Raw genomic sequence first — 8,593 nt, 5'->3', positions numbered from 1 at the left:
CCTTTCATCATAACCGGAAGCTCTTTATAAGTCAAGGCCCGCCAACACCACTCCAATGGACCAAAGCGGAAGTACTTAAGCCATATGTTGCTAGTTATAGTTAGCGTAACAAACACCCCAATGGAAAAACCTAAAATGTAGGTAGTCCCTATTTCACCAGCAAGTCCTAATCCTGGTCCGATGCTGAAGTAGGTAAAGTTTACACTTTGACACATGATCACATAATTCGTTAACGCCATCCTTCCAACGGGTGCAAATAGGCAAAGGATCTTACGACTGAATAATGAATTCATTCCCAAAACAACCAAACAAATGTATCCTGTGGCAATTGGAATAATGGAAAGAAAATCTATGAGGTAAGCAAAGCCAACAAGAAAAGGCATTTCCTCTATGTTACCATAATCGTATACGCTTATAATACTGAGAGACCAATACCCCATTACCAACCCTAGAGGTAAAGTGTACCATAATACTTTCTTAAATCCAGCAATATGAAGATTTGCATTTTGAATCCATCCTTTTCGTCCAATAAGGAAACCAAGCATAAACCGACCTAAGGCATAAAGGATGTAGCTAATTATACTGCCATTCAAAATCAGCTCATACAAGTTCATTTCCCAGAAGTAGCTAAATAGCGTAGCGTATCCCCACTCCCCTTGCATAATATTATAACCACCGTCTTCATTGTATATTAACTCCGGATTTACATATTGCCACATCTCCAAAAACTGGCTAAGACCTTCAATAATTATCATCCCAAAGAGAGCCAAAAACAAACCTATATAAAGCAAAAACTTATCGCTTTTATCCTTCATCAAGAAAAGTATAAATGCTATAATTCCATACATAAATAGCACCTCCCAAGCCAACATTACAAACAGATGAAAAGCGCCGAAAAGCATTAATATCAATGTGCGTCTCAAGTAAATGACTTTAGCATCTGAACGCTTATCCTTTATTCTCTCCCATTGCACATAGAACCCCAATCCAAAAAGAAAAGCAAAAAGTGTATTGGCCTTATTTGTGATAAACAACTTTATGAAAGGGCTAACAAAAGAGTCTATCGAATGTGTCGATAGGCCTACCATGGAATCCCAAGAGATAACCATTTCATAGAATATGAATTCACTAAAAATGCCGACTAACACACCAAATAATGCTAGGCCTCTTAAGACATCTAGTGTGGCTATTCGATCTTTAGAAGTTATAGATGATATACTATTCATTTATGGGCTTATTCCAAATTATAGTGCTAATATTAGACTACGATCGGCTAAATACAAATATACCAGGTCTTACACATCTAGCGCGAAACTGCAATTTTACAACATTGTTAATCACAATAAAGATTATTTAATTGTTAATTAATAAATTAGCAGAAAAACAGATACATAATGAATAAAATAACACTAATCGTATTCTTAACTGCATTAAACCTAAGCACAGTTTTAGGAGCAGATAACAGTAAAAAGCCAAACATTGTGATGGTGGTGATGGACAATTTTGGCTACGGAGAAGTGGGCTGTTACGGCGGTGGCGAACTCAGAGGAGCACCAACTCCTAACATCGATGGTCTTGCTGACGAAGGATTTAGATTAACCAATTTCAACGTTGAAGCAGAATGCACACCATCAAGGGCTTCGTTAATGACAGGGCGTTACGGCATAAGAACGAGAAAAATAGCAGGTACGGATGAATACCGAGGTGTATGGTCGGGCATTACAAGTTGGGAGATTACTCTTCCAGAAATGCTTACAAAGCAAGGATATGCAACCGGAATGTTTGGCAAATGGCATTTAGGCGATTGGGAAGGAAGGTTTCCTACTGATCAAGGTTTTGACGAATGGTATGGCATACCTAACTCTTCGGATCAAGCATTTTGGCCAACCAGCGACCTTTGGAGAGATGATGCCCACCCTGATCTACGTTTCACATATGTAGTTGAGTGCACGAAAGGTGAAAAACCAAAAGAAATTGGAGTATATGATCTACCTAGAAGAGCAACAATAGATAAAGAAATAACCGTAAAGGCCATTGATTTCATCAAACGAAAAGCAAGTAAAAACAAACCATTCTTTGCCTATTTGCCTTATACACAAACACACGAACCCGTTAATCCACATCCCGATTTTAAAGGATCTACTGGCAATGGTAAATTCGCCGATGTATTGGCTCAAACGGATTCGTATATTGGTGATTTACTTAAAACTATCGATGAGCTTGGATTAAAAGAAAACACCATCTTTATATTTACTTCCGATAATGGACGAGAAGGCGTTGATAGATCTTTTGGAAGTACTGGTGTTTGGAAAAGAGCGATGTTCTCCCCTTATGAAGGATCACTACGTGTACCTTTTATAATAAGATATCCCGGTAAAGTTCCTGAACGAAAAGTATCTAATCAATTATTCCATTTAGTAGATTTATTCCCAACGCTAGCAACATGGACAGGTGGAGATGTGCCAACGGATAGGATAATAGATGGCGCGGATCAAACAAAATTCCTAATGGGTGAAACAATAAAATCTGCAAGAGAATCAGTAATGATATATTTAGGAAATATTCTGTTTGGGGCTAAATGGAGAGATTGGAAAATCCTAATTAAAGAAATGGAAGAAGGAGGATATGCAATCAAAGAAATGGTTTACCCTTCTATTTACAATCTCTTAATTGACCCTAAAGAAGAAGTACCTGAAACAAACTACCTATCGAATACTTGGGTTGATTGGCCTTTGTATCAAGTGATGGATGATTTTAAGGCATCTTTAGCTAGCGATAAAGGAACTCCTTCCGAAGATTAAGTTGAAGCACGTTTATTTAATCTTACTATTCACAGCGTTCCTAAGCTGCAACGAAAACAACAAAGAACTTGTCCCTGTTTCGAATGCTCAATTTGAAGAATTCGTAAACGAGACTAATTATAAAACCGATGCTGAGAAGTACGGATGGTCGATTGTACAGCAGGACGTTTACAAATTTATTACGGTGGATGGCGCCAACTGGAAGACACCGGATGGAAAACTTACACCATCATCCAAAGACCTTCCTGTTACCCAAGTCAGTTACAACGATGCTATCGCCTATTGCAAGTGGGCTAAGGTTCGATTACCCAGTTACGACGAATATTGGGATTTTGCAGACTTAGATAATAGACTGATTATTGCAGAAAAAAAGAATCCCATTACACCTATTCACAAGGCAAATATTATTGGAAATGTTTGGGACATCACGGAAGTATCTCTCAAAGACTCAACCCGCCTAGCGGGGGGATCATTATTCTGTTCATCGAAAACATGCGACGGTACCGTGAAAGAACGGGAACTCTATGTCGATAAAGAAACCGGGAATATCAACATTGGGTTTTGTGTAATCACTGCTAACTAATCGAGAAGACTATTCAGTCTATTCAGTCTATTCAACAAACAACTAAATCTGAGTGGATTACCTTTTATTAGAAATTATTACTAGAAAAACTATCGTTCTATATTATATGGTATAATTACGTATTTGCAACTTCCCCCGAAACCATCATTACTTAATAGCGTAAATATTTAGCTATTACTCCGCGCAGACCTAACTCTGACGGTGATTTTGAATTTCAAAACCCTATTGGTTGAAGTTTAATATTTCATTATTCATTATTCTCCTTGGAAGTGGCATGTTCATGTCCATGACTGACTATGATGATGGTAAAGTGAAGTTCATTATTTTAACAAAAATTCTCTTTTTTGTTGAATGGTCAGAAACATCTTTAAACTTTGATGGAAATATCCGATTTGCCACATACGGTGAAGATTATTCCGGAGAGGTTCTTAAAGAACATGCAAGCCACAGAGACATTAATGGGAAAACTCATATCGAAAATCATTCCTAAATCAATTACCGAATAGGAAGATATTGATTTGCTTTTTATTCCGAAATCATATTCAAAAGACCTCAAAGAGCTAGCAGAGATTATCAGCCATACAGATACCTTACTAGTAAGTGAATGTTATAATTGCGCAAAAAAGGGAAGCGCTATTAACCTCGATACCGATTTAGAATCTAGCCAAGTTAAAATTGAAATCAACAAGTCTGTGGTCGACAAGTCTGGTATTAAGCTCAGTTCCAAAATCTATTCAATAGCTAAAATCATTAACTAATGAATAGAACTATCAACATACGGAACATACTCGTTATTGGAGGCTTCGTGGTTACTCTTCTCTCTATGGCAGTTCTTATTTTCATATCCAAAAGGAAACGAAAGAAAACTTTCTTATCGCTTCGGAACAACGTATTCAGGCATTAAGTTCTGTAATTGGAGATAATAGTTCAACGGCAATTTGACTTGAACAGAATTCAGAAATCCTTTCTAACCTCAATAATTTAAAAGCACAAGTAGATATTTATTTCATCCAAATTACCGATACGAACAACACAATTCTTGCCGAGAGAATTTTTAGAGAAGCCGAACTTGAATTCAAAATTCAAGAGATCGATAATTTTAGGATCCATGGAAATCAACTATATGTTGTTAATGACATTAGTTATGATTTTGGAAAAGTTGGCAAAATCTTAATAGTAGGAAATACAATTCAACTGGAAGCAAACCTAAGTAGTTTTATCTTTCTATCACTTGGATCGCTATTGGAACGTTGATAATTATGATTCTCATCATCCTTTATTTACAAGGGTTTATTTCTACCCCTACAACGGCTGGCTACTATTGCACAAGATATCATGAAAGGAGATTATTCCAAACGAGCCTATTCCGAGAGTTTTATTGAATAATTAAATACGCTAGAAACGTCTTTTCAATGATATGGTGACAAACATTGTACAGCTTAAAAAATGATGCAGAAAAAAGCGCTGAATCCAAAAGCGAATTCTTGGCAAACATGAGCTATGAAGTCAGGATAAAACAAATATTATCGAACTTGATAAGCAACGCAATTAAGTTTACTGAAGGTGATGAAATTACCATTCGATCTACCGTGCAAGCAAAGGAAGATACGAACTGCACTATTAAAATATAAATAATTGATAGCGGTGATGGGATTTCTATTAAGGATCAGCAAATTCTTTTCAACGCATTCCAGCAGCTAGGCCAAAGCTCTACCAAGAAAGCACAGGGAACTGATTTAGGTTTGTAGATCGCTAAAAAACTATCGCACCTGATGGGAGGGAAAATTGGCGTTGTTAGTGCTGTTGGTAAAGGAAGAAATTTCTGGTTCACATCTATTGCTAGTAAATCTCTGTTACCAACCGAAATCACGCAAGACTCTATCACTACTCAATTTTAAAACATACATGTACTTCTTGTTGATGGTATGGAAGTAAATATTTTGGTAGCCCGAGCTATGCTCACAGGAACTGGTTGCACCATGGATGTTGCAGTTGATGGACTTGATGCAGTAAAAAAAATCGAGGGAAATTCGTACGATATTATCTTGATGGATATTCAAATGCCTCTAATGAATGGTTAAAAAGCAACAAAGGCGATATGTAAATCAGAGAAACCAGCGCCTCCAATAATCGCTTTAAGTGCCAATGCACTAAGAAGGTGATAAAGAGAAATACATTGCCCTCGGTTTGGATGACGACATCTCCAAGCCTATGTTAATCTCTTCCTTAAGAGATATCATCCAAAAGTGGAGCAATAAATAACATTAATGGTAAGGCCTGTATTTGATACAGAAGTCGATCATTCTTTTGGATGAATTCTCATTCCCTTTTGTCTCAAGAATAGAAAAGCTTTCCACGGCGTCTATCGCTTCTTGATACATTGCAAAAAACTGCAAATCATTTTCATCTCCTTGCGTCTTAACTAAATCAAAATCCTTCTTGCAAGTTTTAGAACAACTACCTACCCCTGCAATATCTTTTGCCCAATCAAAATCTTTATCTTCCTTATCCTTATCCCAAGCTCTACCTTCCTTGTGTAAGTCCCATTGGTTAGCTATCTCAATACCGTACTTCTCAGCTAAAGGACGTAAAATATGCGCAGCTCTATTATTTAATTTAGATAACCAAATCATATCTTGAATCTGGTGTTCTTCTGTATAATGACAAACTTTACTTACATAATAACCTTCACACCGAATATTATCTTCTAGCAATCGTCTGATTCCTGCTTTGTATTCATCCGACACTTTCTTTGCCTTAGTTACTTCTTGGTCATCTTCACCAATTACTAAGTAATGTCCTTTTTCTTTTCCATAAAGATCAGCCCATGTTTCTAAATAAGCATACATGGTATCAATAGCAGCTGGTCTATCTTCGAACTCACCCCTTGCAAAATCGATTACAGAAAGTTCATGGTTATACATAGCCTCTAAATAATGCCAATCTTCTGGTGGAGATATTCTACCTAAATCATTAAATTCTCTATTGTATACCCAATAATAAGACACGATCTCATCCATTTCATCCTTCCAATCGTATTCTGTTTCTTCCCAATCTTTCCAAGTTCTTCCTTCCGACAACAACTCTTCAAGTGTTCTAAACTTCAATTCATTCTCTTCAAATTGACCTTTATACTTATTCAACAAATCTCTTACTTGTTCAGCAGTATGCCTTTCAACCTTAGCTAAGATTATCGTTTTCTCAATCTCGTGATCTTCTTCGAAATAACACATCAACCGGTAGTTGTATCCTTCGCCTTGTATCTCTTCTTCATGAAATCTCAACAAGGTATCTAAGTACCATTTTGGCAATCCTTTATCGTCCACTAAATGACCGTAGTTATCAAATCTAACGTCGTGATCAATTTTGCGATCCTTTCTTGGTTTGCTTGAAGATTGCGATGCTCTAACTTGAGTAGACAAATCCCTACTTGTCCAATTTCTATCGTTCTCTCTTTCGGAAGCCGATTTAGATTTCTCTTCTTGAGCAGTTAAGTTAGTCGCCAACATCGTAACTAAAGAAAACAACAATACTGATTTAATAAAACGCATAATTTCTTGTTTTGAATTAAATGTAAAATGGGAGTCGGTAAAAGTAGAAGATTGCAGACGATATCCCAATTCGATTTCACTTCAATCTTAACTCTCGGTAGTAACAAAAAGAGAGAGAGTTACTTCTCGCTCTTTCAATTTTATAAAATCCTAGTTCGTTTATTCTAGGGCATCTCCATCTCTACTGTAAATAACCCAAATCTTCGTGTACCCATCTGTTTCCCAAATACCTTTCCATTCTTTCGCTAAAGAAACATATTAACCAGCGTGAACTTCTGTTACTGTACCATCTTCTGAAGTTAAGGTAACTCCACCTGTAATGAAGTACATCATTTCATCTACTCCATATTCTTCTTTAAAAACTTCCTTACTTGCACCTGCGCTATACATTCCCACAGCTACATGCTTATCAGAAGTTTGAAGCGATGAGAAACTTATTACCTTATTACCGTTCTCGTCTTTATATTTATCAACTCTACTATCGTCAAAAATAGTTCCGGCAATTTGCTCTTTTGAAAGCTTAGCTGGATGCTTTAAATCTTCATAATATTCTTGTGCAAATCCAAAGTTTGCAACTAGTACCAATACTGCAATGCTTAATAATTTTTTCATAATAAATGGTTTGTGAGTTTAATACCTCTAATTTATATAATTAATGATTGTAAATAGAAGCTAAGACTTCTCAATCCAAGTTATCAATTCTCATGCCTCTTATAAAGAGCTAAAACGAGAAGATTGAAACGACTTAATTAATTCGTCGTGATCTCTCTGATGTTGTGAGGTAATAACAACTTCTAAGATTTGCTTGTCGATAAACTTTAAATAAACCGATTGATTAAACAATACTGAATCGTTAAAGCTTACAAACTTCCGATCAATTCTTCGAAATAAAACCCCTTGAATTGTATCGGCGGTATGTGTTGTTACAACCGAATTAAAATTCATTCTATTAAAGATCTTCGATTGATTTGCAGAGTACTGCCGTGCAAAATCTAATTCCGACTTTACTCCGGGATAATTACTAATAGGCTCCGTATTGCTAATTAAAGATGTGAATTGTTCTTTTTCATTTTTACAAATGCCCAATAAATGATGCACATCATCGGAAAGATGTTTTGCATTATTTACCCCAAGTCCAATTTTCAGCCATCTTTTACGATGAGGAGTTGGTATTCCTTTATAGCCTAAAGGCACTTTTATCTCCCAACCTATTTCTGTGTTTGAATAGATACCGCTTTTAGATAAATCAGATTCAAAGTTATCTCCGCAAGACGCGTTGAACACCAGTACTGCAATTGATATAAATACCAGCAATACTCTCATTTAAACCTATTGTTTACATTTTTCAATTCAACTTCAAAGAGAGGATTCTCAACACCTAGCCCAGCGGCTCTATTAGTATTACCCAGCTGTTGCTCTGGAGAATCTTGGAGTTTGTAAATCGAAAACAATACAGCACTTAATGCCATGGCAGAAAGTATAATTCTTTTTATAAGTGTATTGAAAGTCATTAATCTCGTTGTCGGTGTAGTGCGATAAATTTATTAATATCGTGCTAGTTATCCAACCATGGCATCCACCTCTACCTCTTTTTTAATTAACAGTCATTCGAAACTATTCGGGCTCGTATTTTTAGAAGGAGCAATTGTTATGGCAAT

General features: G+C 36.3%; 10 protein-coding genes and 1 pseudogene. 6 read left to right on the top strand and 5 right to left on the bottom strand.

Annotated features, from left to right (window positions below; translation table 11 throughout):
• Nucleotides 1-1,226: DUF418 domain-containing protein (locus HRT72_05665; protein ID NQY67195.1), on the bottom strand; the 1,226-nt coding region annotated here is incomplete at its 3' end.
• A 168-nt stretch (nucleotides 1,227-1,394) separates the two neighbouring features.
• Between HRT72_05665 and HRT72_05660 the strand changes: the two genes are divergently transcribed.
• The 6 genes from HRT72_05660 (at nucleotide 1,395) to HRT72_05635 (ending at nucleotide 5,465) form a co-directional block, all read left to right on the top strand.
• A complete protein-coding gene (locus tag HRT72_05660; GenBank protein NQY67194.1) occupies nucleotides 1,395-2,801 on the top strand; it encodes a sulfatase-like hydrolase/transferase in 1,407 nt (468 codons plus the stop codon).
• A 1-nt stretch (nucleotide 2,802) separates the two neighbouring features.
• The gene (locus HRT72_05655; GenBank protein ID NQY67193.1) at nucleotides 2,803-3,384 is read left to right on the top strand and encodes an SUMF1/EgtB/PvdO family nonheme iron enzyme; all 582 of its coding nucleotides are present in this window, start codon (nucleotides 2,803-2,805) and stop codon (nucleotides 3,382-3,384) included.
• Nucleotides 3,385-3,670: 286 nt separating this feature from the next.
• The gene (locus HRT72_05650; protein NQY67192.1) at nucleotides 3,671-3,874 is read left to right on the top strand and encodes a hypothetical protein; all 204 of its coding nucleotides are present in this window, start codon (nucleotides 3,671-3,673) and stop codon (nucleotides 3,872-3,874) included.
• A gap of 28 nt (nucleotides 3,875-3,902) precedes the next feature.
• A complete protein-coding gene (locus HRT72_05645; protein NQY67191.1) occupies nucleotides 3,903-4,142 on the top strand; it encodes a YfiR family protein in 240 nt (79 codons plus the stop codon).
• Between the two features lie 672 nt (nucleotides 4,143-4,814).
• The gene (locus HRT72_05640) at nucleotides 4,815-5,015 is read left to right on the top strand and encodes a hypothetical protein (GenBank protein NQY67190.1); all 201 of its coding nucleotides are present in this window, start codon (nucleotides 4,815-4,817) and stop codon (nucleotides 5,013-5,015) included.
• Between the two features lie 294 nt (nucleotides 5,016-5,309).
• The gene (locus tag HRT72_05635; protein NQY67189.1) at nucleotides 5,310-5,465 is read left to right on the top strand and encodes a response regulator; all 156 of its coding nucleotides are present in this window, start codon (nucleotides 5,310-5,312) and stop codon (nucleotides 5,463-5,465) included.
• A gap of 183 nt (nucleotides 5,466-5,648) precedes the next feature.
• Here HRT72_05635 and HRT72_05630 read toward each other — a convergent pair whose 3' ends face one another.
• From HRT72_05630 to HRT72_05615, 4 genes and pseudogenes are all read right to left on the bottom strand, one after another.
• Entirely contained in the window at nucleotides 5,649-6,935 is a 1,287-nt protein-coding gene (locus HRT72_05630) for a hypothetical protein (protein NQY67188.1), read from the bottom strand.
• A gap of 159 nt (nucleotides 6,936-7,094) precedes the next feature.
• Nucleotides 7,095-7,520, bottom strand: a pseudogene (locus tag HRT72_05625) (DUF861 domain-containing protein).
• A gap of 126 nt (nucleotides 7,521-7,646) precedes the next feature.
• Complete coding sequence (locus HRT72_05620) at nucleotides 7,647-8,258, bottom strand: hypothetical protein (protein ID NQY67187.1); 612 nt, start codon at nucleotides 8,256-8,258, stop codon at nucleotides 7,647-7,649.
• Nucleotides 8,255-8,446: a hypothetical protein gene (locus HRT72_05615; protein NQY67186.1), complete on the bottom strand. Its 192-nt coding sequence runs from the start codon at nucleotides 8,444-8,446 to the stop codon at nucleotides 8,255-8,257. Before HRT72_05615 ends, HRT72_05620 begins: the two co-directional genes overlap by 4 nt.
• Nucleotides 8,447-8,593 lie beyond the last annotated feature (147 nt).

The organism is Flavobacteriales bacterium, assembly GCA_013214975.1.
GTDB lineage: Bacteria > Bacteroidota > Bacteroidia > DT-38 > DT-38 > DT-38.
Note: the sequence above shows the minus strand (reverse complement) of the source record. Positions and strands in the feature narration are given on the sequence as shown.

Excerpts from the sequence above, each read along its gene's own strand:
- HRT72_05615 (NQY67186.1), bottom strand. The coding sequence starts at position 8,446 with ATGACTTTCAATACACTTATAAAAAGAATTATACTTTCTGCCATGGCA.
- HRT72_05630 (NQY67188.1), bottom strand. The coding sequence starts at position 6,935 with ATGCGTTTTATTAAATCAGTATTGTTGTTTTCTTTAGTTACGATGTTG.
- HRT72_05660 (NQY67194.1), top strand. The coding sequence starts at position 1,395 with ATGAATAAAATAACACTAATCGTATTCTTAACTGCATTAAACCTAAGC.
- HRT72_05650 (NQY67192.1), top strand. The coding sequence starts at position 3,671 with ATGACTGACTATGATGATGGTAAAGTGAAGTTCATTATTTTAACAAAA.
- HRT72_05620 (NQY67187.1), bottom strand. The coding sequence starts at position 8,258 with ATGAGAGTATTGCTGGTATTTATATCAATTGCAGTACTGGTGTTCAAC.
- HRT72_05635 (NQY67189.1), top strand. The coding sequence starts at position 5,310 with ATGGAAGTAAATATTTTGGTAGCCCGAGCTATGCTCACAGGAACTGGT.